We start from the raw sequence: 25797 nt of genomic DNA, 5'->3' as shown, positions 1-25797 counted from the left end.
CCTCATGACTGACACGATTGGCGCCGGCCAGCCCGGCCAAGACGCTTTCCCGCCCGTCGAGGAGCTGAGCTATGAGCAGGCACGCGATGAACTTATCGAAACCGTGAAGATCCTCGAGCTCGGGCAGATGGGCTTGGACGAGTCTCTGAAATATTGGGAGCGCGGCGAGGCACTGGCCAAGGCCTGCGAGGCACACCTCGACGGCGCTTCCAAGCGCGTAGAGGAGGCCCTCCGCAAGAATGCGGACAGCCCGGACAACGCAGAAGCACAAACGGAAACAGGAGAGGTTTAAATGAAGATTTACGGCTACCCGGGAGATCGCGTCGACTTCGTCTCCAAGTCCGGCGGAGCAGGGGCCATGGTCTTTGGTGATCCGCGCCAGCTCGCCGAGGAATTCTTCGGCACCCCGCACACCGACAACGGCGAAGAAATCAGCTACTTTTCCGGCTCCATTGTCTTGCGCTTCACCGAAGGGAAACTCAGCGAGGTCTCTTTATTCCCCGGCAAGTCCAAGCACGAAAAGGTGGATATCTACCTTGCTAAGACCCGCTTGAGCGGGCTCGACCCCGAGACCCTGCGCAGCGCTGCTGGCGACGCGGTCGAGGTGGAATGGGACGGCGCGCTGCAGAGCGTGACGTTTCGCTGACTAGTTACTCGCTGACGACGCTGCCGTCCTCAGCGATCTGGAGCGGCTCGGCCTCGACGAATGCGGTCAGAGCCGCCTCATAATCCGCGTCGGAGGCAGAGCCGGTAAGGATGAGGCGGGCATCGCCCAAGTCCGTGATCCACAGGGGGCGAACATCTTTGTCGTCGCTGCTCAGGATTTCCACGTCCTGACCCGCTACCTCACGCCGCTCGGAGTTGGCTCGATAGTTGGAATCGTAAGCGGTGGGGACATCCTCAAGCGCTAGCTGGGTCTGTGCCGACTCAACGTATCCTTCATTCGCGGTCAGCCAGCTCACCACGGCACCGGACTCGCTGCCCACTTGCTTGCGCCGCGCGGCCGTCGGCTGCCAGCCCTCCGGCATGACAGGCTCACGAATGACCGCCCCGCTACCGCGCGCTTCCATCTCCAGGAAGGTAGCGGCATCCACATTCTGCACAGGCCCGGACTTTTCCGGGTTTATCGAGCACAGTCCCGTTGCTCCGACGGCCAGGAACATCATGATGAGGATGATGCCCACCGTCAAGGTGATATCACGCGCGTCCTCAAAAATCTTTGGTTTATCTTCAGATGCCACCCGCCCAGTATGGCACGACGCCTCCGACACACGCGACAGCGCCCTCTCACCTGCCTTTTCGGCAGGTGGTGCACCCCCGCCCCTCTTCTGGGGGAGGCATTCGGGCTTGAGTGGGCAGGAAAAGTGGAAGAATAGAATTTGTATTCCGGGTTGTCCCCCACCCCGGGCCGAGCCACCTGAAAAGAAAGGGACTAATCACACATGTCTGATAACACGTCTTATATCCCCGACCGCAACCTAGCCATGGAGCTGGTGCGCGTCACCGAGGCAGCAGCGCTCGCCTCGGGTCGCTGGGTTGGCCGTGGACAGAAGAATGAAGGTGACGGCGCCGCGGTGGATGCTATGCGCAAGCTCATCAACTCCGTCGAGATGAACGGCGTCGTCGTCATCGGCGAAGGCGAGAAGGATGAGGCTCCGATGCTCTTCAACGGCGAGAAGGTCGGCACCGGCCAGGGCGCCGAGATGGACATCGCCGTCGACCCGGTTGACGGCACCCGCCTCATGGCTGAGGGCCGCCCGAACGCTATTTCCGTCATTGCTGCTGCCGAGCGCGGCACCATGTACGATCCGTCCGCTGTTTTCTACATGAAGAAGATCGCTGTCGGCCCCGACGCGGTCGGCGCCATCGACCTCAATGAGTCGGTGGCATGGAACGTGAAGTCCGTGGCCAAGGCCAAGGGCATCAAGCCGGCTGACCTGACCGTTGTCGTGCTCGACCGCCCCCGCCACGATGACCTCATCCGCGAGATCCGTGAAGCCGGCGCCAAGGTTCGCCTCATCATGGACGGTGACGTCGCCGGCGCTATCGCCACCTGCCAGGACAGCAACTCCATCGACCTCATGATGGGCATTGGCGGCACCCCGGAGGGCATCATCACCGCCTGCGCGATGAAGTGCATGGGCGGTGAAATCCAGGGCAAGCTGTGGCCCAAGGATGAGGAGGAAGCAGAGAAGGCCCGCAAGGCTGGCCACGACCTCGACCGCGTCCTCACCACCAACGATCTGGTTTCTTCCGAGAACTGCTACTTCGCCGCTACCGGCGTGACCAACGGCGATATGCTCCGTGGTGTCTCCTACCGCCCGAACGGCGCCACCACCCGCTCTCTGGTCATGCGCTCCAAGTCCGGCACCATCCGCTACGTCGACTCCATCCATAAGCTGGCTAAGCTGCAGGAATACTCCGTGGTGGACTACACCAACCCCCACGATCAGGAAAGCTAGTCCACTTTCCCAGGAAGAGTGCTACGGTGGCCATGAATGCCGTGCCACGGCACACATAAAGAACCCAACAAAACTTATTTCACAGAAAAGGTGAATTCATGACTGAATACCGCATTGAACACGACACCATGGGCGAGGTAAAGGTTCCGGTCGACGCCCTGTGGCGTGCCCAGACCCAGCGCGCCGTGGAGAACTTCCCGATCTCCGGCCGCGGCCTCGAAGATGCTCAGATCCGCGCACTCGGCCTCCTCAAGGCTGCCTGCGCCCAGGTAAACAAGGACTCCGGCAAGCTGGATGCGGAGAAGGCTGACGCCATCATCGCCGCTGCCACCGAGATCGCAGAGGGCAAGCACAACGATGCCTTCCCGATCGATGTCTTCCAGACCGGCTCTGGTACCTCTTCCAACATGAACACCAACGAGGTCATCGCCTCCATCGCCCACAACAATGGCGTGGAGATCCACCCGAATGACCACGTGAACATGGGCCAGTCCTCCAACGACACCTTCCCCACCGCAACCCACGTTGCGGCAACTGAGGCTGCCGTCAATGACCTCATCCCGGGCCTCAAGGTGCTCCACGACTCTCTTCTGGCCAAGGCCAAGGAATTCGCTGACGTGGTCAAGTCCGGCCGTACCCACCTGATGGACGCCACCCCGATCACCCTGGGCCAGGAGTTCGGCGGCTACGCTCGCCAGATCGAGCTCGGCATCGAGCGCGTTGAGGCCACCCTGCCACGCTTGGGTGAACTGGCTATCGGCGGCACCGCTACCGGTACCGGCCTGAACACCGACGCTGAGTTTGGCGGCAAGGTCACCGAGGAGCTCAAGAAGCTCACCGGCATTGACCAGCTCTCCGAGGCCAAGAACCACTTCGAGGCCCAGGCTGCCCGCGATGCCCTCGTCGAGTTCTCCGGCGCCATGCGCACCGTGGCTATCTCCCTCAACAAGATTGCCAACGACATTCGTATGATGGGCTCCGGCCCGCTGACCGGTCTGGCAGAAATCCACCTCCCGGATCTGCAGCCGGGCTCCTCCATCATGCCGGGCAAGGTCAACCCGGTCCTGAGCGAGGCCGCCACCATGGTGGTCAGCCAGGTCATCGGTAACGACGCCGCTGTTGCTTTCGGCGGCTCCAACGGCCACTTCGAGCTCAACGTCTACATCCCGATGATGGCCCGCAACGTCCTCGAGTCCTCCCGCCTGCTGGCAAATGTCTCCCGCGTCTTCGCCGAGAAGTGCATCGACGGCATCGAGGCCAACGAGGAGCGCATGAAGAAGTTTGCGGAGTCCTCCACCTCCATCGTCACCCCGCTGAACTCCAAGATCGGCTACGAGAACGCCGCCAAGGCAGCTAAGCACGCGCTGAACGAGAAGATCACCGTCCGCGAGGCAGTCATCGACCTCGGCTTCGTCGACGGCGAGAACCTCACCGAGGAAGAGCTCGATGAGCGCCTCAACGTTCTCACCATGACCAACCGCGACCGCGACAACTTCTAAGTTCGCTTTCGCCCACGCCGCCGCTCTTCGCACCGCCTCCTTGAGGTGGCGCGCAGGGCGGCTTCGCCGTTTTCCCATCCACCCCGCTGGGCCAACAGCAGGGTCGGGGTAGCCAAACTGCCCGTCCTGCCAAAGTTATAGCCTCCGCCTCAAGATCTGGCAATAACTTCGTCAACTAGGGCAGTTTGAGGCTTGAGAGTTTCTTTCCTAGCCATCACTTCGCGCCCTTCGCGCTCACGGCGAGCCTTAACCAGCCACAGCCCACGCTGCCGGTGGACGCGAAGGATGGGGTTGCTGTTCTTATCTCCTTTCCTGTGCGCTGCGCCATAAAGATCGTCCCGCCATCATGAGAATCACCAGCATTGCACTTGGTGCAAACTTGCACTGAGTGTAGGATTGCACTCTGTGCAAGAAGAATTGTCATTACGCGAGCAAAAACGCCTAAAAACTCGCCTACGCATAGAGGATGCTGCCACCCTCTTGGTAGACGAGCACGGCTTTGCTGCAGTCACGGTGGAGGAGATTTGTGAGAAGGCCGGTATTTCCCGGCGTACTTTCTTTAATTATTTCGACTCCAAGGATTCAGCTGTCTTGGGCAACCCCAGCCAAGAGTTTTCCCAAGAGCAGAAGAGCTATCTGCTCGAAACTCCCACGGAGAACCTCTTCAAGCTGGCCGTAGACCTCATCAAAGAACACCTCATTGGACAGCACGCCAACAGGGAGATTGCTGAGCGACGCCGCCGTATCTCCCGCGATGCGGACGCAGCGGCGGCGTCCTTAAGCAGAAAGCGTGCCAAGTCCAACGAAGTCCTTGAGCTACTCACCCAGCGGCTGGAGAAGGAGCCAGCATTAAAGACCATGCCGGATGTCTCCCCGCACACGGAGGCACTCCTCATTGCTGTCACCATCCGTGAGGCTTTCTGGTTGGCCACCACCTCCCCAGACTTCAGCTGCGACATCCCCTTTGAGCAGCGCTTTGACTCCGCACTCACGCTCATCAACAACTATTCGAAAGGACTTTCATGGTAGCTACCGCGAAACCGTCAGCGTCCCACGCTGACAACGGCAAGCCGGAAAACAACCTTGCCCTCGTCTTCTCTGCCCTCGTGCTCACCATGTTGATGAGCTCCCTGGGGCAGATGATCTTCGCTTCCGCCCTGCCCACCATCGTCGGCGAGCTCGGCGGCGTCGACCACATGAGCTGGGTTATCTCCGCCTTCCTGGTCACCATGACCATCGCTATGCCCATCTCCGGCAAGCTCGGTGACATGATGGGCCGCAAGTGGCTCTACATCGGCGGCATTGCCACCTTCGTCATCGGTTCCGCCGTGGGCGGCTTCGCCAACTCTATGAACCTGCTCATCATCGGCCGCGCGATTCAGGGCTTCGGCGCTGGATTCATGATGATTTCCTCCCAGTCCATCATTGCTGAGGTCACCACGGCACGTGAGCGCGGCAAGTTCATGGGCATCATGGGCGGCGTTTTCGGCCTGTCCTCCGTCCTCGGCCCAGTCCTCGGTGGCTGGTTCACTGATGGTCCCGGCTGGCGCTGGGGCCTGTGGATGAATATCCCCCTCGGTCTTCTCGCCATGACCGTTTGTGTGCTCGTTCTGCACCTGCGCGTTGGTGATACTGACTTGCGCAAGTTTGATGCCTTGGGCGCCACGTTCATTGCCATCACGACCGCCTCGCTCATCCTCATGACCACCTGGGGCGGCACCCAGTACGAGTGGTCGGATCCCGTCATTCTCACCTTGGCCGTCATCGTTGTGATCGGTGCTGTCATCACGGTCTTCGTCGAGAAGCGGGCCAAGGAGCCTCTGATCCCAGTTCTGCTGTTTAAGAACCGCAACATGGTGCTCACGACGGCCGCCGGCATGGTGCTGGGGCTGGCTATGTTCGGCGTGCTGGGCTACATGCCGACCTACCTGCAGATGGTGCATACACTGACGCCGACCAAGGCGGGCCTCATGATGATCCCGATGATGCTCGGCATGATCGGCACATCTACCACAGTGGGATTCATCATCGCCCGAACTGGCCACTACAAGCGCTACCCCATCATCGGTCTCGCCATTACGGCAGGCGCGCTGTTCTGGATGTCGAAGCTGACTGTGGATACCTCCCTGACTCAACTTGGCGCTGAGTTCCTCGTCTTCGGCATCGGCCTCGGCTTCGTCATGCAGGTGCTCGTTCTCATCGTTCAGAACTCCTTCCCCGTGGCGCTGGTGGGCACCGCAACGGCGGCCAACAACTTCTTCCGCCAGATCGGTTCCGCCATGGGTGCCTCCTTGGTGGGTTCGCTGTTCATCCACAACATGAAGGATGAGTTGGCAGCCAACATGCCTGCCGCCATTGCTTCCATGGGCAAGGCTGGCGCGCCCTTTGCAGAAAAGTTCAGCGCTGAGGGCGGCGGTTCCTCTAGCCTGACCCCGTCGATGGTGGCACAGCTTCCGGACCCCATCCGCGACGTCATCCTCAACGCCTACAACGACGGCCTCACCCCGGTCATCCTGCTCATGGTCCCGATGGCTATCATCGCTCTCCTGCTCATCCTGCCGGTGCGGGAGGAGCACCTCAAGGAGACCATCGACTAGGACGTCGGTCCCCGCTCAACAACAAGAAATCCTCGCTACGAACAATGACGTAGCGAGGATTTTTCATACCAGAGTATTTAACGCAGAATTCCCAACTGGCGAGCCACCTGGGCAGCTACGCCAATGAGCGCAAGCACGCCTGCAATGATGCCCACGATGGTTCCAGCATCCGCACCACCGGAGCTTAGGTTTCCAGCAAGAGACTTCTTGGTCACCTGCACGATCTTGGTGACTTGGTTGTCCGACAACTGGGGCTGACCATTGCGCACCACATAGGTGTTAAAGGTGACGGTCACGGTTCCCTCCGACTTAGCCTCGTAGGTACCGTCCTCGTTGACTTTAAGAACCTCAGGATCGCTTGAGCTTGGCGACGCCACCGGCACCCCTAGCTTCGCTCCCCAGAATCCATCGATGCTCAAGCCCAGGCTGCCTTGGCTTCCCACCGAGGTGCCTCCAGTCGTCATCAGTTCGGCATCATTGACTGCACTTTCCGGCACAGCGATGGGGAATGCGTGGCGGCCGGTGATGCGAGCGGGTTCACCCGGCATATCGCGATTGGAGAAGAAGCCTGCGGTGACCTTTCCTACCTGTGCCTGAGCAAAAGTTACGTGAACGGGATCAATGATCGAGTAGAAGTGGCCATTCTGTGGATTCCTTTGTCCGTTTGCACGAACAAGCTGTTCCCACTCACTGGAGCCTTGGTTGCTATCCGTCGACCACGATGCAATAGCGCCCGGCATGTCTGCCGTGGTGAGATTTTCTCCGGCCAACAGATTATCGATGACCCCAAAGGCCCCTACCCCAGGGAGCCGCTCGTGGTTGAAATCCAAATTCTCCTCCGCAGCGCGCTGCAAAACCGCGTGCTCAAGGCCACGATCCCAAGAAATCGCATTCATATACTCTTCACGGGTGTGATAGCCCGCAGCGGCAGCTGCCTGCTGCAGCGTTGCACCGTCGAAGGGAAGATTCGCATCCCAAGCCTTGCCGCGCAGCTGACGAACTTGGCGGGTAACCAAGTCAATGTCGGATTGCATGACCGGCTCGGCAAAGACATATGCCAGAGCGCCATCGGGATAGTTAACGTTGAGCTCTGCTACAGGAACGGAGCCAGCAGGTGGAAACTCAGCAGCCGTGGCAACGGGCGCTACAAAAGCACCGGTCGACACGGCTACGGCGGTAGAAAGGGCAAGCACAGAGGTGCGGAAAGACATGATTCGCCTTCGATAGAGAGTGGATGAGAACAGGTTCTATTCTATCCCCACTCCTGCCCTGATATTAGAAAAGTGAGATAATTACTTCCTCTTCTCGTTGGCTGCTGCCTTCTTTTCCTCCGGCTTAGGCAGAAGCAACTCGTATACATCGGTATCGCGCCACTGGCCGGCGAGCTCGCCGTAGGTCATCTTTGCCATGTGGGAGTAGGTGCCCACCTTGACGAAGCCGCGGGACTTGTGCAGCCCGGCAGAACCTTCGTTCTCCGGGAAGATCCATGAGTGGATGGCCCACTTGTGCAGGTCACGGCATACCTCGATGAGCTGATCCAACAAGGCGCCGCCAATACCGCGGCCCTGGGCCTCTTTGCTCAGGTAAATGGAATCCTCCACCACGCCGTGGAACACGGTGCGGGTAGACGCTTGCGCAGCGCAGACCCAGCCGAGAACCTTCGAGTCATCGTCCGCCTCCACCGCAACGAAGACTGACGACATGATCTTGACGTTCTTAAACTCCTCGAAGGTCAGCGACCGGGTCTCGTAGGTAGCGTGGCCGGTGTTGAGGCCCTGCTCGTAGATTTCGCGCATTTGCGGGTAGTCCGCCGCAGTGAATGGACGGATGCGGAAATCCTTCTTCTTGTCTTTCGCGTTGTCGCTCATAGGACAATTATTACTGAGCACGCACGACCAATGCCAAGCAGACCCCTACAAGATCGCCATTCGCGAACGAGTTAGTTCTCACCTTCCAGCAAATCGGTGACAAGTTCCGCAATGGCAGAGCGCTCAGAGCGCTGCAACGTGATGTGAGCGAAGAGCTCATGCCCTTTGAGCTTTTCAATGACTGCCTGCACACCGTCATGCCGGCCCACGCGCAGGTTATCTCGCTGCGCCACGTCATGGGTCAGCACCACGCGCGATCCGCGCCCCAAGCGAGACAAGACAGTCAGCAACACGTTGCGCTCCAACGACTGGGCCTCATCGACGATGACGAAGGAATCGTGCAGGCTGCGGCCGCGGATATGGGTCAGTGGGAGAACTTCCAAGAGGCCTCGGTCTTGGACTTCATCCATGACGTTTTCCGATACGAGACCCTCCAACGTGTCGTAGACCGCCTGCGCCCACGGGTTCATCTTCTCACTCTCGGAGCCAGGCAGGTATCCCAGGGACTGCCCACCCACCGCATACATCGGGCGGAAGACCACGATACGGCGGTGTTCGCCACGCTCCAGCACAGCTTCTAGACCGGCACACAAGGCCAGTGCAGACTTACCGGTACCTGCACGGCCTCCAATGGACATGATGCCCACGGAAGGATCCAGCAGCAGATCCAAAGCTACCCGCTGCTCAGCCGAGCGCCCCTGGAGACCAAAGACATTCGCATCACCGCGTACCAAGCGCACTGCGCCCTCGGCTGTCATGCGGCCCAGCGCTGATTGCCCGCCTGCCTGCAGCGTCACGCCACAGTGCACCGGAAGGTCCTCGACGCGGGTGCCGGCGGTGGTCACTGATCCGTCGATAAGCACCTCGCCTTCCCCATAGAGCTCATCGATGACCTCCGCGGTGGTCTGCACCGTAGCCATACCGGTGTATCCCGTGAGCACAACGTCCTGCGCGTGGTACTCATCTGCCTGCAGGCCCACGGCGCCCGCCTTAACGCGCAGCGGAACATCCTTGGTCACCAGGACGGTGTCCTTGCCCTCGTGCTGCAGGTTGAGCGCGCAGGCCAGGATTCGGTGGTCTCCCTCCGGCCCACGGAAGGCCGCTGGCAGCAAGGACTGATCCTGGTGATTCAGCTCCACGCGCAGCGTTCCGCCCGCGGCGTTGACGGGAAGAGGCTGATCCAGCGCCTCATAGGTAGCGCGGAGGTCCTCCAAAAAGCGAAGAGCTTGGCGGGCGAACCAGCCAAGCTCCGGGTGATGACGTTTTCCTTCCAACTCAGAGATAACGACGATGGGCAGCACCACATCGTGCTCTGCGAATTTACGCAACGCCCAAGGGTCGGAGAGAAGGACGGAGGTATCGATGACATAGGTCTTGGTAACCACAGCGGCCTCGTGCGGCTGCTCGGTCAGGACGGAAGGATTGGTCATAGCGGCAGGGTTCTCCCTTGTTATGCCCGCCCCAACTCAACGACCTGGGTGGGCATGGTGAAGCTGGTGGTTTTTCGAACTGTCCGGACGTTCCTGTGAACCTCCGGACACCGTCCACGCTAGAGAGCAAAGGTTGAAATTACATGGGTGCAAGATGAACAGTATTAAAACGACAATCCCCAGAGCCACACCATCCCCACCAGTCGGCTCGCTCCCTCACAAACCACAAAGAAATGCTCCGCACTGGTTTTACAGTGCGGAGCATTTCTTAGAAAGCTGGCTCTATTGTGAGCCCTCTTAGTTAATGGTGGCCTCGTACTCGCCGGACTCACCCTGCATCCAGGAGATGGTGCCGTTGGCGAATTCCTGTACCCAGCCGTTGCCCTCGGCCTTCTCCGGGGCGGTCGGCAGACCAACCTTGCTGTCCAAGCCGCCTTCCTCGGTCCAAGTCTCAGCGATCTTGCCGATGATCGGCTGGGAGCCATCTCCCTCGCTGAATGCCAGCAGCTTGTCCTTGGCGAAGGTAGCAACGCTACCGGCATCGGTGGACTCGATGGACTCCGGATCGCCCCACTCGGCGGCCTTGTCCTTGATGGCCTGCGCAAAGTCGGCAGGGACCTCTACATCACCGTTAGCGGTGGAGACGCTCTCCTTATCACCCTCGGCACCCTCAGAATCAGCGGAACCCGAATCGGAAGACTCCGCCTCAGAGGAGTCAGCGCCCTCGGAATCGGAAGCCTCAGAATCAGAAGCCTCAGCGGACTCGGAACCGTTGATAGAGTCCTTTGCCTCGTTAGCAGCGGAACCGGCAGCATCGGTAGCATCGGACGCGGCGGACTGTGCAGCGTCGCCAGCGTCCTTAGCGGCGTCCTCAGCATCGGAGCAGGCAACGACACCCAGGGAAAGGGTCGCAGCGGCGATACCAGCAGCGAAACGACGAGTCATCTTCTTCATTATCTAAACCTTTCTCTTTTGTTGAGCACTGTTCTAAGTACTTTTGTTGAGAACAAAGTCCACCGTAGGCTCGGCCGCGGCCGCCCCGCCACCGATGCACCTATGATTTGACAACAAAGAGCCTTCCTTATCTACGTTTCCGCTGCTGAGACCCCCTATATCTTTTCGATAACGGTTTGGAAATCGAGCCCTTGTGAGACTTTCCTTGCGACTTTCTGCGTGCTTGTTTAGCCTTTGCTTTGTCACGGGCACTGCGCTTCTCAGCAACATTGCGGGAAGAATTCCGCGTCCTTCCCTTCGCCACGCCGACGAAATCCTGAATCTCGTCACCATCGTCTGCTCGGCGCCACACCAAAGCGATCTCCGTGCGCGCAACAGTGGGATCCTCCAAGCCCAGTGCCACGACTTGCTTCTTGCTGAGCACCTTCAGCAGCGGTCGAGGTGCGATGGCCACGCCCACGTTGGCTGCCACAACTTGGAGAGCGGTACGCAGGGCAGGGACGTCGACGCTGCCATCCTGCGCAATCCGGTAATTCACGATCTCTTCGGCGACATCCTCCGGTGTAATGTCCTCCCCTACCTCGGCGTACACGGAATCCTTCGGAACTGCGATCCCAGGCGCTTCCTCGTACAGCCGAACCACATGGAAGCTGTCATCGACCCGTAGATCTGGCAGGCGGGTCAGAGCAAGGTCAGCTTCCTGGGCAAGAAGAGCCGCCATCGCATCATCGGCGTCGGCGGTCACCAGGGACTCGAGAGAATGCGAGTCACGGTAGCGGCGAAACCATTTACCGGGTTCTGTACCAGTGCAAAAGACAAGGCGGAGCATGCACCTCATACTACGGTGCTGCTAGCGTGGTGAGCGTGACTGATACCCCGAATAATGAAACCCCAGCCAACGAAACCCAGCAGCCTTCCGGTACCGCCATGCGCGCGCAAACCGCGGCTAAGAAGCTGGGCATCTACCTGCCGGCCGCCCCGGAGGAGTTTCAAGCCATTGCAGTAACGCACGCGCAATTGCGCGACTTGCAGGAGAACCCGCCGGAGTGGCTGGCCACCCTGCGCCGCGAGGGCCCGCACCCGCGCCCGGTGGTGGCACAGAAGCTGGGCATTTCCGTGACCGCGCTGAAGAAGAACGACATGGATCGCCCTCTCACCACCGCAGAAATCAAAGAGCTCCTCAGCGCAATGCCCGAGTGGCTCGAGGCCGCCCGGAAAGCTCACGCCGAGGAGCGTTCGGAAGCTTAGACCAGCTTCCAGTCCTCAAGGCCGTCGTACAGCGGGAAGTCCGCGGCGACCTTCTCCACGCGGGCGCGCAGCTTGGCGACGTCCGCGTTCTTGCCATTTGCCAGCGCGGTACCGATGACATCCGCCACCTCGGTGAAGGCCGCCGTGTCAAGACCGCGGGTGGCCAGGGCCGGGGTGCCAATGCGCAGGCCGGAGGTGACCATCGGCGGGCGCGGATCGTTCGGAACCGCGTTGCGGTTCACGGTGATGCCCACCTCGTGGAGGAGGTCCTCTGCCTGCTGGCCATCGAGCTCGGAGTTGCGCAGGTCCGCTAGGACGAGGTGCACGTCGGTGCCGCCGGTGAGGACGTCGACGCCCGCCTTGGTGCAATCCTCAGCGGTCAGACGCTCAGCCAGAATGCGAGCGCCCTCCAGGGTGCGCTCCTGGCGCTCCTTGAACTCCTCGGTGGCCGCAATCTTGAGAGCAATAGCCTTTGCCGCGATGACGTGCATCAGCGGACCACCCTGCTGGCCCGGGAAGACGTTGGAATTGATCTTCTTGGCAAAGTCCTGCTTGGCCAAGATAATTCCGGAGCGCGGGCCACCAAGCGTCTTGTGCACGGTGGAAGACACAACATCGGAGTGCGGCACCGGGGAGGGGTGCAGACCGGCGGCCACGAGGCCCGCGAAGTGCGCCATATCCGTCCACAGGTAGGCGCCGACCTCATCGGCGATGGAGCGGAAGGCCTCAAAGTCGATGGTCCGCGGGTAGGCGGACCAACCAGCAATGATCACCTGCGGCTTCTCAGCCAGAGCCTGCTCGCGGACCTTGTCCATGTCGAGGCGCATGGTCTCCGGGTCGACCTCATACGCGGCAACGTCGTAAAGCTTGCCGGAGAAGTTCAGCTTCATACCGTGGGTCAGGTGACCACCATGAGCCAAGGACAGGCCCATGATCTTGTCACCCGGCTGGATCAGCGACGCCAGCACCGCAGCGTTGGCCTGAGCACCGGAGTGCGGCTGGACGTTGGCAAATTCGGCGTCGAAAAGCGCCTTGGCACGATCGCGAGCCAGGTCCTCCACGACATCAACGTGCTCGCAGCCGCCGTAGTAGCGGCGCCCCGGGTAGCCCTCTGCGTACTTGTTGGTGAGAACAGAACCCTGCGCCTGCAGAACGGCGCGGGGGACGAAGTTCTCCGAAGCAATCATCTCGAGGGTATCGCGCTGACGAGCAATCTCACCGGAAATAGCATCGAAGACCTCGGGGTCAAGATCGCGCATCTCCTGGTAGCGCACGTCTGAATTGTTCGTAGTCGTCATGAAAGCGTGGTGTCCCTTCCTACAGATGGTCAAGATAGCCAGCGGCGCCCGCTCGCAGCACAACACCACCGACTTTAGAAATCGCCGAAGCTAGTTCTACATCCTAACGCCCCTATCCCCCGCGCGGGGGCCTCTAAGAATCTTTTCATTCGGGGCAATTGCACGAGGCGCCGGATGCAGTGCGACAATAGTCGGCATGGCGCGAATGACCGATGCGAGCCCGTACCTCGATTTTGACCGCGATACGTGGCGTGCCCTGCGTAAATCCATGCCACAGGTGTTGACGGCCACCGAGGTGGAAAAACTCCGTGGTATTGGTGACCGCATCGATCTCACCGAGGTGGCTGAAGTCTATCTGCCGCTATCCCGTCTCATTCACATGCAGGTGGAGGCCCGCCAGAAACTCACCGCCGCCACCGAGGCCTTTTTGGGTAACCCACCGACGCACGTGCCTTTCGTCATCGGCGTCGCCGGCTCCGTCGCCGTGGGTAAATCGACGACGGCGCGCTTGCTCCAAGTGCTCTTGGAACGCTGGGATTCCCACCCGAAGGTCGACCTCGTCACCACCGATGGTTTCCTCTACCCCACCGCCTACCTCAAAGAGCATGGGCTAATGCAGCGCAAGGGCTATCCGGAGTCTTATGACCGCCGCGCGCTCATGCGATTTGTTACCGACGTTAAATCCGGCAAACCACTGGTTACCGCACCGCTGTATTCGCACGTGTCCTATGACATCGTCCCCGATGAATTCCAAGAGGTCCGGCAACCGGACATCCTCATCCTGGAAGGCCTCAACGTCCTGCAGACCGGGCCAACCCTCATGGTGTCGGATCTCTTTGACTTCTCTGTCTACGTCGATGCCCGCGTGGACGACATTGAGAAGTGGTACATCGACCGCTTCCTCAAACTCCGGCACACTGCCTTCCGCGAGCCGGGCGCGCACTTCGCTTCCTTCGCGGACATGACGGATGAGGAAGCCTACGCGCAGGCACGTGAGATCTGGCAGTCCATCAACCTGCCCAACCTCATTGAGAATATTTTGCCCACCCGGGTGCGCGCTTCCCTGGTTCTGCGCAAAGGCTCACACCATTTGGTGGAACAGGTCAGGATGCGCAAGCTCTAGGCAGCGTATCCCGGTTAGCGCCCAAAGCGGCGCGAGCGCTGAGAATAGTCGCGCAAGGCGCGCAGGAAATCCACCCGGCGAAATGCTGGCCAGTAGGTATCCGTGAACCAAATCTCGGAATAGGCTGCCTGCCACAGAAGGAACCCGGACAGCCGCTGCTCACCGGAAGTGCGGATGACGAGGTCGGGGTCCGGCAACCCTTTGGTGTACAGGTTGCCCGTGATGGCCTCCGCAGTCACGTTCTCCGCGATTTCTTCAGCGCTCAGCCCCTTGCGTGCTTCACTGCGGATCAGGTTCTGCACGGCATCCACAATTTCTTGGCGCCCGCCGTAGCCCACCGCGATATTGACGATGACGCCTTGGTGATCCTCGGTAGCCTCAGCCGCACTCTGCATCTTGGCTGTGACCTGTTCGGGGAGCAGATCTAAGTGCCCGACGAGACGGATCTGACAGTCCAAGTCACCCTGGGAGAGGTGCGTGACGACATCCGAAATGATGTCGAAGAGCAATTGCACTTCTTGCTCGCTGCGCTTCAAGTTTTCCGTCGACAGCAAGTAGATAGTGACGACTTCGATGTCGGTGCCTTGGCACCACGAAATCATCTCACTGATCTTCCGCGCGCCTTGCCGGTGGCCGTGGCTGATATCCGTAAAGCCCGCCTCGCGCGCCCAGCGGCGATTGCCATCCGCCATGATTGCCACGTGGCGTGGTTGCGGTTTGTTTTTAATCTCACGCGTTAGGCGCGCCTCATACAGGGGGTATAGGAGCTGGCTTAGGAACTTCACGGTGGGGAAACGTCCTCTGCGTTAAAAGATGGACTTCTTGCTGTTATCGAGGATGCCGGCTTCCTTCATTGCCGCATCGACCGCCTCATCATCAAAAGGATCGATGCCATGATCCTGCGCGAACATGGTGCGGCGGCGGAAGCGCGAATAGCGGCGGTGAAAGTTCCAGCCTGCAAAAAGGACGGCCACTCCCATGAGAACGAGGATCAGCAAACCAATGGGCGAGGCCTTACCGAACTCCGGTCCCACCGGCCCGCTTTGGCTCCCTTGGGCGAGCAGGGCGACGTCATGCGCCGCGAAGTACAAAGCGTTCATACTTTAAGATTCCCCTACTTCCGGGATTCCCGCAAATAGGTCATCCTCCGGCAGCGAGGTCGACACACGGGTTTTGGCCAACTCGAACTCCTCCGTTGGCCAATGCTCCTGCTGCACGGCCACGGGCGTAGCGAGGAAAGCACCAGCCGGATCGATTTGGGTGGCGTGCGCGCGCAGGGCGTCCTCCCGGTTTTGGAAGTAATCCGCGCACTCTACCTGCGTGGTCACGCGCGCCATGATGTCACCAAAAGCGGTGTCCCAGCGCGCCAGCATCGGCTCATAGGGGCTAATCTTTCCCTCTTCTACTAGAAGGTCGTGAAAGATCTTCATCCTCTGGTACACGAAACCGTGCGTGTAGTAGAGCTTCTGCGGCTCCCACGGCTCGCCCAATTCTGGGTGGTACGCGGCATCGCCCGCCTTTTCCCAAGCCAACATAGAAGCACGGTGGACCATGAGATGGTCCGGGTGCGGATAGCCGCCGTTTTCGTCATAAGTAATGATGACCTGGGGGCGGAACTCCCGAATGATCTCCACGAGCTCTTGGGCCACATCATCATCTTCTTTGAGAGCAAAGCAGCCCTCAGGCAGCAGGTCCTTAATATTGGGCGCCAACGGATTACCCGGAAGGCCCGAGTCCACGTGTCCGAGCCACCGGTGCTGTACTCCCAAGGAGGCGGCGGCCTTCGACATTTCTTCACGACGAATACTGCCCATGTTCTCGAGGACGCCAGGGCGGTCCATGGCTGGGTTGATGATGTCCCCCCGCTCACCGCCGGTGCAGGTCACGACGAGGACCTCCGCCCCTTCCGCAGCATACTTTGCGGTCGTCGCAGCACCCTTCGAGGATTCATCGTCAGGGTGCGCGTGAATAGCCAAAAGGCGCTTTGTACTCACTGGGTGATACATCTCCCTACATCGCTTCTTTAAACAGAGGCCCAGTCTAGTGGATAGTAACTTCGTAGCGACCGTTGGATAGAATCAGACTCATGTCTGACGCCCAACCTGCTTCTCGCTCCGCACGCTCACGGTCTCGCTACGGTTCCTCGTCCTCCTCTGCTCACACGGGGAAATCCTGGACCAATCGGGCCCTAGTCCTGATTTTCCTGGGCATGCTGGTGGCGGCCGTCGTCTTTGGCGTGCAGTACGTGCGCAGCCAACAGAAAATTAACGCGGACATCTCCTATGTCACCCACGAGATTCTTTCCGACGATACCGCCCGCGTGTGGGTAGACATCACCCGCAACCGCGTGGAGGAGCCTGCCTATTGCATCGTGCAGGCTTTTGACTATTCCAAGGCAGAGGTGGGCCGCCGCGAAATTGCCGTGCCGGCTGGCGGCGAAGCCGCCCAGCGCGTCGCCGTGGACATCCCTACCAATCACCCTGCCGTCGCCGGTGGCGTCTACGGCTGCTCCGGAAATATCCCCTCCTACCTCGATATCAGCACCATGGATTCTGCGGGTGAGGCAAACGCCGAGTAAAAGCCCAGCTATGCTAGTATGTTGAGCGTTCTGAATGGGCCGCGCCACCTGCGCTTTTAGGCCCAGTCTTTAACAAATAAAACCGTTCATCAGGAACCGTCAACGGAAGGTTGCACTATGGCTGAGCAGCAGAAGCAGTACATCACCCCGGAAACCAAGGCCAAGCTCGAGGCCGAGCTGCAGGCCCTCATCGACCACCGCCCGGTCGTCGCCGCGGAGATTAATGAGCGCCGCGAGGAGGGTGACCTAAAGGAGAACGCGGGTTACGACGCCGCCCGCGAAATGCAGGACCAGGAAGAGGCCCGCATCAAGCAGATCTCCGAGGTTCTGGCTAACTCCACCACCGAGCGCACCGCCGTCCAGGAAGGCGTCGCCCACATCGGTTCTGTCGTCCACGTCTACTACAACGGTGACAAGGAAGACCGCGAGACCTTCCTTATCGGTACCCGCGCTGCGGCCTCCGATAACAAGGATCTGGAGACCTACTCCGAGCAGTCCCCGCTGGGTGCTGCCCTCCTGGGTGCTGCTGAGGGCGAAACCCGCGAGTACACCGCGCCGAACGGCAAGACCTTGTCGGTGACCGTGGTCTCCGCGGCGCCTTATGATTCCGCAAAGGCCGCAACTCCGCGCAAGTCCTAATTTATACTGCTCTTAGGTCATCGTTTTTCTGAGAAAGAGTTTTATCACATGAAGAAGTTCACTCGTTTCGCTGCCGCTGGTCTGGTTGTCTCCGCTGGACTCACCCTGGCCGCTTGCCACCCGCCGAGCGAGCAGGATTCCACTAAGAAGGTCGACACTGGCGCCACCTTCACCGGTGAGGCCCCGGGAGCTGGTGCATCCGAGTCCACCGCAGCAACGGCTGAGACTGAAGCCACGGCTGAGACTGAGGTTGCTCCGGCCGAGTACACCACCGCTCCGGTTCAGCAGTAGACTCACCGTCAGCTTAGAGCGAAAGCGGCGTCCCGATATTCGGGCGCCGCTTTCAGCGTTATGAGGTTATGAGAAAATCCCTCACCCCCAGTCCCCTAGTTTTCTTCCCGGGCCCACTCGCCGATGACCCCGGGCAGCACCGCGGGCGCTTCACCGAGGAGATCTCGGCGGTTCGGATCGCGCTCAACCTGCGTTGTGACGGATTTGATCCTCTTTTCGCTTTCACCGCCGCGGGCTGCGCCGCCCATCATGGGCATCATCCGCATCCCCGCGCCGCGGGTTTGTCCGCCGCCAGCCTTCGCGGCGCCCGCTCCCCCAGCGGCACCTACGACACTGTTTGTACCGCCAGCGTTACCGACACCACCGGCGCTGCCGGCGCCGACGCCGCCAACACCACCAGTGCCGCCGATCACTCCGCCTCCGGCCATACTGCCTCCGCTTAGCGACGCCCTTCCGTCCCTCTTCAGTCCAGTCCCCGCTACGGCCCCGGGTAGGCCACCGATAACCGGATGCGTACCCGTCTGCGGTCCACCGGGCGCAGTACCGAAGCCGCCCAGCCCCGCCGCGGCGGTCGTCGGATTCGCCGACATCTCCGGCAACCGGCCCAGCCCCCGGCCGCCGAGTCCAGCAACGCCCCCAGGCAGCGCGTTGCCGCGGGCATTCGCCAAGCCAACGGCGCCAAGCCCCTGCCCACCGACACCGCTGCCCAGACCTCCTAGCCCGCTCAAACCAGCACCAATGTTCGGCGCGCCAATCTGAGTTGCCGACGTCCCCGGAATACCAGCATGAGACGGGTTCAGTGTTCCTACGCCTGCGCTCGCGGCCGACGTGTTCACGTCCGCCGCACTAACGGGTGCCAACGAATCTCCGAAACCCAACTCGCTGAGGATCGTGCGTCCACGATCATGCAATGCGCTATGAAACTTCGCGATGTCACCAGCATCCATCCCAACGCTTTCAAGCCCCTGGATTTCACCGTCTGCAACGCCGAAGGAACCTGGCCCGACGGCGCCGCTTTCCATCGCCTCAGCAATCTGCTGCGGCCAGGCAACGCCTTCCGTGGTGTAGCGGGATCCATCACCTGCGACCGCGCCGAATTGGGTACTGACATCCCCACCACCGCTGGGTGGTGCCGCATCCATGAGCGCGTGCTGATAGGGCATGGCGGCAATAACCTGCTGTTGAAGCACGCCCTGCATATATCCCAACGCCGCCTGTTCTGCGGCCTCGCGTGCGACGGGATCTGGAATTGCTGCTACCTCGAAGGCCAAGGCGATTGCCTCTGGCTGCACATTCATTAGCTGCGCTTGGAAGCCGAACAGCTTTTGTTGCATGACCTCGGCATTGGCAATGAAGTGTGTGCCCGCCTTCGCAACTTCACGAATCTTCTGGGCCGCTCGCGTGGTGGCTTCGCTATCATTCTCCTCCTCCAACGACGCGGCCGAGTTTTCCAGCCCCGCTACGATATCGGCGACTTCTCCACTCAAGGCTCCCCACCGCGCATTCGCTTCCGAGACATCCCAGAAACGGGTGCTGAACAAGTTGGATGCCAGTCCCATGATTGATGCACCGGTGTCAACGATCGGAACCGTAAACCCAAATGGGCTATATCCCGGATCTGGTTGCGACACGATCGGCATCGCCTCCGCCGCGCCCCCGCCACCGGCGTCTGCGACATCCAGCCCTCTGCTGTTGAGTTCATCCTGTGATTCGAAGCCGGCGAGCTCGGTCTGGAGCGCCTCCCCAAGCCAAGAAACCTGTCCTCTAAACCCTTCCAAAGAATTACGCGCCGACCCCGGGTCCGTTGCCAGCACGCGTTGGTGGATTGCGCCGACTTCGCTTAAGCCAGTAACTGGAGAGAATCCTCCGTCAAGGGGGCTATGTGCCCTGCCAGACGCATTCTCAACCTTCATTCCCAAATCTGCTACACGCGCTACTTCTTGAGCTAGTGCATTCTGATTGATGATCATTTCCCCGAGCCCCTTAATTCATAATAGTTCTAACAATAATTTTCTCGATTGTTCACATTTTTCCTGCATAGAGACATCAGCTCGCAGTTCGGTCCATGCAACCGAAATGACACCCCGAGTTGTCTCGACGTAAGAGGTGCAAGTCGCACCCTTAATAAATGTGTCCTCTACCGTATAGATGCCTTCTTGAGCATTGTCCGGGCCGAAATACGCCTCAGGATAGAGCTCACGAATACGGTCCATTCCTTCATGCTGCGCTGCCAAAGCAATGGCGGCCTCCCTTCCATTACCCAAGTCCTTTGAGAAGAAGCAGGTCCTGTACCCTGACTCCTTTTCCGGCTCCGAAGTCATCTGCAGCTTCAACTCCGAAAAAGTCTCGCCGGGTATTTCTAAACATGGATCAAACACCTGGAAGCCAGGCTCCGTACGATCAAATTCACCAAGTGGCGGTAGTACCCCACCGCCCGCACGAGACTCACTGCTTGAAGCTTGAGACTCTCGCACCTTCGTGGCGGTGGCTTCAGCGACCCCCGAGTCCACTGAGCCACCGCCGGACATGTCGCCAGAAAAGTTGCTAAAGCCCCCCGAGTTTTTACCATTGTCGCGAGCACTAAGGCCCAGCGGAGCTGCGCAGTTTGAAAGCACCCCTATACAAACCGCCACCAACGCAAGGCCCCCGATTCGCTTCATGGTTTCCCTTCAACCAACTTTTCTGACTATCAGAAGCCCTTCGCCAGAGCCAAGCTCAGCGAGCGGCTTCTGCGACCAGAATGCACGAGAATGCGCAATATGTCGCGCCAACCCCACATAGTCCATTTTCAATGGGTTGCAAATAATGATGTATTAGATGCGAGTAATAAAAGGTTCATAAATAGGTGCTGGTCGTCGCCTGTAAAAATTGTGAGTGCGCGCCGTGAGACTCTTGTGCCTGCGCTGCCGATTATGACCATGCAGGTGCCCCCTAATTACAACACTGTTAACATTCGATTGTCGTTTTTCACCCTGCAGGCACGACCCCATCACGCGTTTCGGAAGTAAGTACCAGATTCATCCACGCAAGTGTCCATAAAACCACCTATGACCTTGTATAACTTCCATGGAGAAGGGTGGCAACCAGTCGTAGAAAGTGAATCCAGGCCACACGCCGTACTGCTGCCAAAGTTCACTCCGGAACACCGTGGACGGGATTCTCCATCCGTTTTTCCGACTTGGGTGATCGAACATTTCTCCCAAGACAACGGCATCTTCTCGCCGATTTGCACTTTTTGCAAGGCTTGTTTCTTTCTCTTCGCGCCCCGCCTGGCAAGGTGAGAAATTGCCAATTGAGGCACACAAATAATCGCAAGACCCCTGGCACACGTGTACTAACAATGGGGAAGGCACTCTTCTCATGCCTAGGACATCGCCACCTATCGCGCAGCACTGAGCGCCTTGCTTCCCCACGGGGGTTGTAGTTGCAAGCGAACTGGACATAGAAAACCGGCGGCCGGCACCCAGAAGTCGTTGTGGGTGCCGGCCGCCGGTTCTTAAAGGCGGTGCCGAGGCTAGTCCCTGAAGTAGCTCAGCAGACGGAGAATCTCGGTGTAGAGCCAGACCAGGGTCACAGCCAAGCCGAGAGCGATGCCCCAAGCATACTGAGCCGGAGCGCCCTGGCGGATGAGACGGTCAGCCTGATCGAAGTCCGTCATGAAGGACAGGGACGCCAGCACGATGCAGACGAGGGAGAAGATGATGGCGAGCATGCCGCCATCACGCAGCGGGTTAAAGCCGAAGAAGATGGCACCCAGCAAGTTGCCCAGCGCCATCACAGCCACGCCGGCGATGAGGCCGAACATGATCTTGTTGAACTTCGGGGTGACCTTGACTGCACCGGTCTTGTAGACCATCAGCATGCCGATAAATACGCCAACGGTGCCCATGATGGCCTGGCCGATAAGCGCCATACCATCGGAGTTACCGAAGGATACGCCGGCAAACATGAGCGAGAATCCGCCCACGAAAAGGCCTTCAAACACTGCGTAGATCAACGTCACCGCAGCAGATCCGAACTTCTTACCAAACGTTGAGACCAGAACAGTAACGAAACCGCCCAGCGCACCAACCAAGGTAAGAATCATTGAGATGCCCGGGTTGATCAACTCACCAATAGCGAAGTTGAGTACGGCCATAACGATAATGACGCCCAAGGTGATGCCAGTCTTGGTCACGACATCATCAACCGTCAGCGGACGATCAGCGCTGCGGTTTTCTTGGCTGAATGGATTGTCACTCTGCCCGTAGGGATTACCCTGGGTCTGGCTTTGGCTGGACGAGAGGGAACTCATCACGGGGTTACTAGAACGCACGCGAATCCCGATTCCTTTCACAGTCTTTCTCTAAAAGCAGCCCCGGAGGGGGTGCCGTGTTTGTCATTTCACTGGGATCAACGTGCCCCATTGCTAGGAAGTTCCCAAAAATCCCAAAATTCGCAAAATTGTCCACACGTGCCAACGAAACGTCGGGAAGCACCGCTGCACTGCGGTAGCACACTGTGTCCTTGGCTAAGGACTGTGAGGTCTTCTCCCCGCTCCTCGTCCAAGGACGCTACGAAGAGGCTAGGGTTCTTTTCATTCACTATCACTTCAATGGAAGGCGGCAAGCAGCATGAAGAAATTTAGCCTTGCGGTTGCTGCTATTGCTTTTGCCCTCGGCAGTTGCAGCACCGGGCCCGCACCTGAACCAAGCCCAACGAGTACTAGCAACAACGAAACTGGGCCCGACGAGGCGCCACCAAGCACAAGCCCGTCCAGTACCTCCCCCGCAGACGCCTCCACATCCACGGAACCAGAGTCCCACGTGGAAGAGGCACAACCTGACCCAGAACTTCCCGCATCCGACGCTCCTGTAGCAGTAGAACAAGTACCCGCGGAACCCACCGTCGTGGAATGCCTTGAGGGCACCCCTGGCCCAGCACGATGGTCAGATGGCACAGTCTCTTACTCTCAATGGTGTTTCGACACCCGAGGCGGCGAGCAGTACCTCGAAAATGAGGGCCAGGCCGGACTAGAAGAAACTGAGGAATGCGTCGGCCCGGCGGCAACATGTGGATACGGCACTGCAGATAATGGCGCCCGTAACCCAACCTCGGGCGAAATCCAGACTTACCACGGCTGCCAAGACGGATACATTGATGACCCAGACCTGTGCTCCGCAGTAGAAGATATAGTCCGAGCTGCCGACCCAGACGGCTCCATCTATCAGTAGACAAACCCCGCATCACAACAACCGATCCCGACGCTGAAAGCACGGCCCGAATGCAGGGGCGGTACCGCTAGGGGCTTGTGAGTCAGAGACACAGTTCCAGCAAAACTGTGTTGTCTAGCGATTTTTTAGAGGGTTTTTAGAGGGTTTTCACTTTTTGCTCCAATTTTTCCAGCATTTCCGCTGGTCATGGTGCCCCCAGTGGGACTCGAACCCACACTGAATCGATTTTAAGTCGACTGCCTCTGCCGATTGGGCTATGGGGGCCAAACCGTGCCCACTTATCTTAGGGCACGGGTGGACACATGCCGAAAATAGGGTCGGCAACCGTAGAACTGTGCCGGTCCGCGGGACGGTACCGGCCTAGTTCGCTTAGTTTGCGACAAGGCCGCTAATGATGCCATCGAGGATGTCCTTCTCACTGATGAAGAAGGAACGAGCATCACTGTTGCGCTCAATCATCGTCATGATGCCCTCCACGGCCACGCAGCCGCCGCCGATGACATCGGCGCGGCCCGGGTGGATGACGGGGTTGAGGGCCCTCACGTCCGAGGACAAACCGATCATCTGCCGGGTGAGTACCCGCAGAGCGTCGAAGCGCAGCTCGGATCCGTGGATGGAGTCAGCATCGTAGCGTTCCATGCCCTGAGCCAGCGCCGAGAGCGTCGTGAAGGTACCGGCGCAGCCGACAAAGGTTTGGGCTTTGTCGATGGGCACGATCTTTTCCACTTCAGCCATGCGTTCAGCGACGTAATCAGTAGCGATCTCAATCTCTGCTTCGGTAGGCGGATCGTTGCGCATCATGCGCTCAGTGAGTCGCACGCACCCCATCTGCGCAGAGTGGGAGCCGAGAATCTCGCCGTCGATTGTCCCGACGACGAACTCCGTCGAACCGCCGCCCAAGTCGATGACGCAGTAGGGCCCCTTCTCAGAGCGCAGGTCCCCCACCGCACCGGTGAAGGACAGCAGTGCTTCCTCCTCCCCGGAAATGATCTCCGCGCGGGCACCCGGCTGGACCTGACCAAGAAGCTCCTCGGTCATATCGAAGAACTCGCGGTGGTTTTTGGCATCACGTGTTGCCGAGGTTGCCACCATCCGCACGCGCTCAACCTTCTCAAATTTCATCTGCTTGACGTATTCTTCAAGGGCCGCACGAGTCCGTGCGAGTGCTTCTGGCTCGAACTCACCGGTGGCATCGACGCCTTGTCCGAGGCGGACGATCTCCATCGTGCGGGAGATATCCCGAATCTTGCCATCCTCTTGGATCTCACTGATGAGCAGGCGGATGGAGTTGGTTCCGCAGTCGACAGCAGCGACGCGAGTCATAAGGCTAGCCTTTCTCTTAACCGGCGTTAGAAAAATCAAACCGGGTCATATCAATGCCCAGTTCCCCCACGGTGGGCCAATCCTCCGGGATGGCGCTTCCTCGGAGTTTACCGTGTTCTGCAGCCATCGCGACGGCCTCGGTGCCAAAGCGCACCCGACCAGGGCCTTCTGCCAAGGCATAAGCAATAAGCACGTGGAGGCACTTAACGCGCTCAGGCATGCCGCCACCGGAAAAATCAGTGCCCAAGTCCTCCATGGCATTGCGGGTTTCCAGGTAGTGTTCGTGCGCTGCCTGGTAGTCCTTCTGCAAGTCCTCATCCGCGGCGAGACGCTGCTCCATCCATTTCATGACGTGGGCAACTTCAAGGCGCGATGCCTCGGCGGTCAGGCGCGGATCAGTGAGGTAATAGAGGGTAGGAAACGGAGTGCCGTCGGGAAGCTTAGGCGCCGTCTTAATCACGGCAGGAGCTCCGTCGGGGGTGCGGTAAGCAATGTCCACGACGCCGCGCGGAGTGCGGCCCAATTGTTCGCGGACGACTTCAAGATCAGCATCGGTCACGGTCATAGGAACCATTGTGACACGGAGGCGCGGGTGCGTCCTATTCAGCAGGAGCTTCGACTAAGTCTTCCGGCGGGTTCTCCGCTTCCGGTGGGGTTTCAGTGTTCGGTGGGGTCTCAGCATCCTGTGACACCGAATCCCACAGCACCGTGTACCACGCGCGCTCGTCGACGTCCTCGCGGCGTTCCGAGGTCACCGTATCGCCTGAGTCCATCCGCGGATCCATGATGCGGAACGCGGTTTCTCCTTCATCCATCACACCGAAGCGACGACGTGCTTCTTGTTTGACGTATTCCTCGGATCGATACTTATCAATCTCGGTGAGGAGGTTTTCCTTTTGCTCCTGCTTGGCGGCAATAGAGCTTTCCAGGCGCGCTATCTCCGACTGGCCATGGTAGTAATTGCGCAGCGGAACGGCAATGGATAAGAGGACTATGAGCACGACGGCGATAATGACGCCCACTCCCAGAATGTCGAGCCCCTTAGGCTGGGACGGATTCTTCTTCGGCTTGGTGCGCTGAGCGTCGCGGGCACGCGTGTGGACCGGAACGGTGTTCCGGCGCTTCGTGCGGGAAGAAGTAGTGCGTGCCATCGGGAAGTCATTGTATCCCGCTACAGCCCAGGTAGTGCGCGGCGCGCGTCGTGTCTCAGAAATAACATGCGCCACAGCGCTATGGAGGCCACCCCGACGAAAAAAGGTGCCACAGTTTCCTGT

28 protein-coding genes and 1 tRNA gene are annotated in these 25797 nt (G+C 59.4%); 12 read left to right on the top strand and 17 right to left on the bottom strand.

Annotated features, from left to right (window positions below):
- Positions 1 to 4 precede the first annotated feature (4 nt).
- Both HMPREF2806_RS09835 and HMPREF2806_RS09830 read left to right on the top strand, forming a co-directional pair.
- Positions 5 to 292, top strand: a complete 288-nt coding sequence (locus HMPREF2806_RS09835; RefSeq protein WP_070510275.1) for an exodeoxyribonuclease VII small subunit — start codon at positions 5 to 7, stop codon at positions 290 to 292.
- Positions 293 to 646, top strand: a complete 354-nt coding sequence (locus HMPREF2806_RS09830) for a hypothetical protein (protein ID WP_046648342.1) — start codon at positions 293 to 295, stop codon at positions 644 to 646. It begins immediately after the preceding gene.
- Between the two features lie 4 nt (positions 647 to 650).
- Here HMPREF2806_RS09830 and HMPREF2806_RS09825 read toward each other — a convergent pair whose 3' ends face one another.
- Entirely contained in the window at positions 651 to 1241 is a 591-nt protein-coding gene (locus tag HMPREF2806_RS09825; RefSeq protein WP_049155495.1) for a DUF4245 domain-containing protein, read from the bottom strand.
- Between the two features lie 201 nt (positions 1242 to 1442).
- Between HMPREF2806_RS09825 and glpX the strand changes: the two genes are divergently transcribed.
- From glpX to HMPREF2806_RS09805, 4 genes are all read left to right on the top strand, one after another.
- Positions 1443 to 2462 carry a class II fructose-bisphosphatase gene (glpX, locus tag HMPREF2806_RS09820; protein ID WP_070517591.1) on the top strand — a complete coding sequence of 340 codons (1020 nt, stop codon included), beginning with the start codon at positions 1443 to 1445 and terminating at the stop codon, positions 2460 to 2462.
- 98 nt (positions 2463 to 2560) lie between these two features.
- On the top strand, positions 2561 to 3961 hold the full coding sequence (locus tag HMPREF2806_RS09815; protein WP_046648340.1) for a class II fumarate hydratase: 1401 nt from the start codon (positions 2561 to 2563) through the stop codon (positions 3959 to 3961).
- Positions 3962 to 4366: 405 nt separating this feature from the next.
- Entirely contained in the window at positions 4367 to 4990 is a 624-nt protein-coding gene (locus tag HMPREF2806_RS09810; protein ID WP_046648339.1) for a TetR/AcrR family transcriptional regulator, read from the top strand.
- Positions 4984 to 6558: an MDR family MFS transporter gene (locus HMPREF2806_RS09805; RefSeq protein WP_046648338.1), complete on the top strand. Its 1575-nt coding sequence runs from the start codon at positions 4984 to 4986 to the stop codon at positions 6556 to 6558. Before HMPREF2806_RS09810 ends, HMPREF2806_RS09805 begins: the two co-directional genes overlap by 7 nt.
- 77 nt (positions 6559 to 6635) lie before the next feature.
- Here the strand turns inward: HMPREF2806_RS09805 and HMPREF2806_RS09800 are convergent, their stop codons facing one another.
- From HMPREF2806_RS09800 to HMPREF2806_RS09780, 5 genes are all read right to left on the bottom strand, one after another.
- The gene (locus HMPREF2806_RS09800; protein ID WP_070517589.1) at positions 6636 to 7769 is read right to left on the bottom strand and encodes a hypothetical protein; all 1134 of its coding nucleotides are present in this window, start codon (positions 7767 to 7769) and stop codon (positions 6636 to 6638) included.
- A gap of 81 nt (positions 7770 to 7850) precedes the next feature.
- The gene (locus HMPREF2806_RS09795; protein ID WP_046648337.1) at positions 7851 to 8426 is read right to left on the bottom strand and encodes a GNAT family N-acetyltransferase; all 576 of its coding nucleotides are present in this window, start codon (positions 8424 to 8426) and stop codon (positions 7851 to 7853) included.
- 71 nt (positions 8427 to 8497) lie between these two features.
- Positions 8498 to 9856, bottom strand: coding sequence for a PhoH family protein (locus tag HMPREF2806_RS09790; protein WP_046648336.1), 1359 nt, complete (start codon positions 9854 to 9856; stop codon positions 8498 to 8500).
- Between the two features lie 297 nt (positions 9857 to 10153).
- Entirely contained in the window at positions 10154 to 10810 is a 657-nt protein-coding gene (locus HMPREF2806_RS09785; protein WP_070517587.1) for an LGFP repeat-containing protein, read from the bottom strand.
- A gap of 127 nt (positions 10811 to 10937) precedes the next feature.
- Positions 10938 to 11639, bottom strand: a complete 702-nt coding sequence (locus HMPREF2806_RS09780; RefSeq protein WP_049155514.1) for a LysR family transcriptional regulator substrate-binding protein — start codon at positions 11637 to 11639, stop codon at positions 10938 to 10940.
- Positions 11640 to 11737: 98 nt separating this feature from the next.
- Here HMPREF2806_RS09780 and HMPREF2806_RS09775 point away from each other — a divergent pair, with 98 nt between their 5' ends.
- Entirely contained in the window at positions 11738 to 12058 is a 321-nt protein-coding gene (locus tag HMPREF2806_RS09775) for a DUF5997 family protein (protein WP_118779527.1), read from the top strand.
- Here the strand turns inward: HMPREF2806_RS09775 and glyA are convergent.
- On the bottom strand, positions 12055 to 13356 hold the full coding sequence (gene glyA / locus HMPREF2806_RS09770) for a serine hydroxymethyltransferase (RefSeq protein ID WP_049155515.1): 1302 nt from the start codon (positions 13354 to 13356) through the stop codon (positions 12055 to 12057). The two genes, HMPREF2806_RS09775 and glyA, sit on opposite strands and share 4 nt — an antisense overlap.
- Positions 13357 to 13552: 196 nt before the next feature.
- Here glyA and coaA point away from each other — a divergent pair, with 196 nt between their 5' ends.
- The gene (gene coaA, locus HMPREF2806_RS09765) at positions 13553 to 14479 is read left to right on the top strand and encodes a type I pantothenate kinase (protein WP_046648333.1); all 927 of its coding nucleotides are present in this window, start codon (positions 13553 to 13555) and stop codon (positions 14477 to 14479) included.
- Between the two features lie 14 nt (positions 14480 to 14493).
- On the opposite strand, the gene HMPREF2806_RS09760 is transcribed toward coaA, so the two are convergent.
- The 3 genes from HMPREF2806_RS09760 to mca are packed head-to-tail and all read right to left on the bottom strand — an operon-like array spanning position 14494 to position 16473.
- Positions 14494 to 15264 (bottom strand): isoprenyl transferase, encoded by a 771-nt coding sequence (locus HMPREF2806_RS09760; protein WP_046648332.1) that lies wholly within the window; start codon positions 15262 to 15264, stop codon positions 14494 to 14496.
- A 21-nt stretch (positions 15265 to 15285) separates the two neighbouring features.
- Complete coding sequence (locus HMPREF2806_RS09755; protein ID WP_046648331.1) at positions 15286 to 15579, bottom strand: hypothetical protein; 294 nt, start codon at positions 15577 to 15579, stop codon at positions 15286 to 15288.
- 3 nt (positions 15580 to 15582) lie between these two features.
- The gene (gene mca, locus HMPREF2806_RS09750; RefSeq protein ID WP_070517618.1) at positions 15583 to 16473 is read right to left on the bottom strand and encodes a mycothiol conjugate amidase Mca; all 891 of its coding nucleotides are present in this window, start codon (positions 16471 to 16473) and stop codon (positions 15583 to 15585) included.
- Between the two features lie 92 nt (positions 16474 to 16565).
- Here mca and HMPREF2806_RS09745 point away from each other — a divergent pair, with 92 nt between their 5' ends.
- The 3 genes from HMPREF2806_RS09745 to HMPREF2806_RS09735 all read left to right on the top strand — a co-directional run bounded on the left by HMPREF2806_RS09745 (position 16566) and on the right by HMPREF2806_RS09735 (position 17987).
- The gene (locus tag HMPREF2806_RS09745; protein ID WP_070517585.1) at positions 16566 to 17057 is read left to right on the top strand and encodes a DUF4307 domain-containing protein; all 492 of its coding nucleotides are present in this window, start codon (positions 16566 to 16568) and stop codon (positions 17055 to 17057) included.
- 117 nt (positions 17058 to 17174) lie between these two features.
- Complete coding sequence (greA, locus tag HMPREF2806_RS09740) at positions 17175 to 17696, top strand: transcription elongation factor GreA (RefSeq protein ID WP_046648329.1); 522 nt, start codon at positions 17175 to 17177, stop codon at positions 17694 to 17696.
- A 48-nt stretch (positions 17697 to 17744) separates the two neighbouring features.
- Positions 17745 to 17987: a hypothetical protein gene (locus HMPREF2806_RS09735; protein ID WP_070517584.1), complete on the top strand. Its 243-nt coding sequence runs from the start codon at positions 17745 to 17747 to the stop codon at positions 17985 to 17987.
- Between the two features lie 95 nt (positions 17988 to 18082).
- Here HMPREF2806_RS09735 and HMPREF2806_RS09730 read toward each other — a convergent pair whose 3' ends face one another.
- From HMPREF2806_RS09730 to HMPREF2806_RS09720, 3 genes are all read right to left on the bottom strand, one after another.
- Complete coding sequence (locus tag HMPREF2806_RS09730) at positions 18083 to 19957, bottom strand: hypothetical protein (RefSeq protein ID WP_083306541.1); 1875 nt, start codon at positions 19955 to 19957, stop codon at positions 18083 to 18085.
- A gap of 18 nt (positions 19958 to 19975) precedes the next feature.
- Positions 19976 to 20647: a DUF3558 domain-containing protein gene (locus tag HMPREF2806_RS09725; protein WP_070517582.1), complete on the bottom strand. Its 672-nt coding sequence runs from the start codon at positions 20645 to 20647 to the stop codon at positions 19976 to 19978.
- An 854-nt stretch (positions 20648 to 21501) separates the two neighbouring features.
- The gene (locus tag HMPREF2806_RS09720; protein WP_046648326.1) at positions 21502 to 22302 is read right to left on the bottom strand and encodes a Bax inhibitor-1/YccA family protein; all 801 of its coding nucleotides are present in this window, start codon (positions 22300 to 22302) and stop codon (positions 21502 to 21504) included.
- 490 nt (positions 22303 to 22792) lie between these two features.
- On the opposite strand from HMPREF2806_RS09720, the gene HMPREF2806_RS13490 reads away from it, so the two are divergent.
- Entirely contained in the window at positions 22793 to 23200 is a 408-nt protein-coding gene (locus HMPREF2806_RS13490) for a hypothetical protein (protein WP_141756271.1), read from the top strand.
- 187 nt (positions 23201 to 23387) lie between these two features.
- Here HMPREF2806_RS13490 and HMPREF2806_RS09715 read toward each other — a convergent pair.
- The 4 genes from HMPREF2806_RS09715 to HMPREF2806_RS09700 form a co-directional block, all read right to left on the bottom strand.
- Positions 23388 to 23464 (bottom strand) — tRNA-Leu (locus HMPREF2806_RS09715).
- Between the two features lie 105 nt (positions 23465 to 23569).
- The gene (locus HMPREF2806_RS09710) at positions 23570 to 24523 is read right to left on the bottom strand and encodes a Ppx/GppA phosphatase family protein (protein WP_070510312.1); all 954 of its coding nucleotides are present in this window, start codon (positions 24521 to 24523) and stop codon (positions 23570 to 23572) included.
- A 16-nt stretch (positions 24524 to 24539) separates the two neighbouring features.
- The gene (locus tag HMPREF2806_RS09705; RefSeq protein WP_070517580.1) at positions 24540 to 25088 is read right to left on the bottom strand and encodes a DUF501 domain-containing protein; all 549 of its coding nucleotides are present in this window, start codon (positions 25086 to 25088) and stop codon (positions 24540 to 24542) included.
- 34 nt (positions 25089 to 25122) lie between these two features.
- Positions 25123 to 25674 (bottom strand): septum formation initiator family protein, encoded by a 552-nt coding sequence (locus HMPREF2806_RS09700; protein WP_070510315.1) that lies wholly within the window; start codon positions 25672 to 25674, stop codon positions 25123 to 25125.
- Positions 25675 to 25797: the final 123 nt, after the last annotated feature.

Source organism: Corynebacterium sp. HMSC076G08 (genome assembly GCF_001811515.1).
Lineage (GTDB): Bacteria > Actinomycetota > Actinomycetes > Mycobacteriales > Mycobacteriaceae > Corynebacterium > Corynebacterium hiratae.
This window is presented reverse-complemented; position numbering and strand designations above follow the sequence as displayed.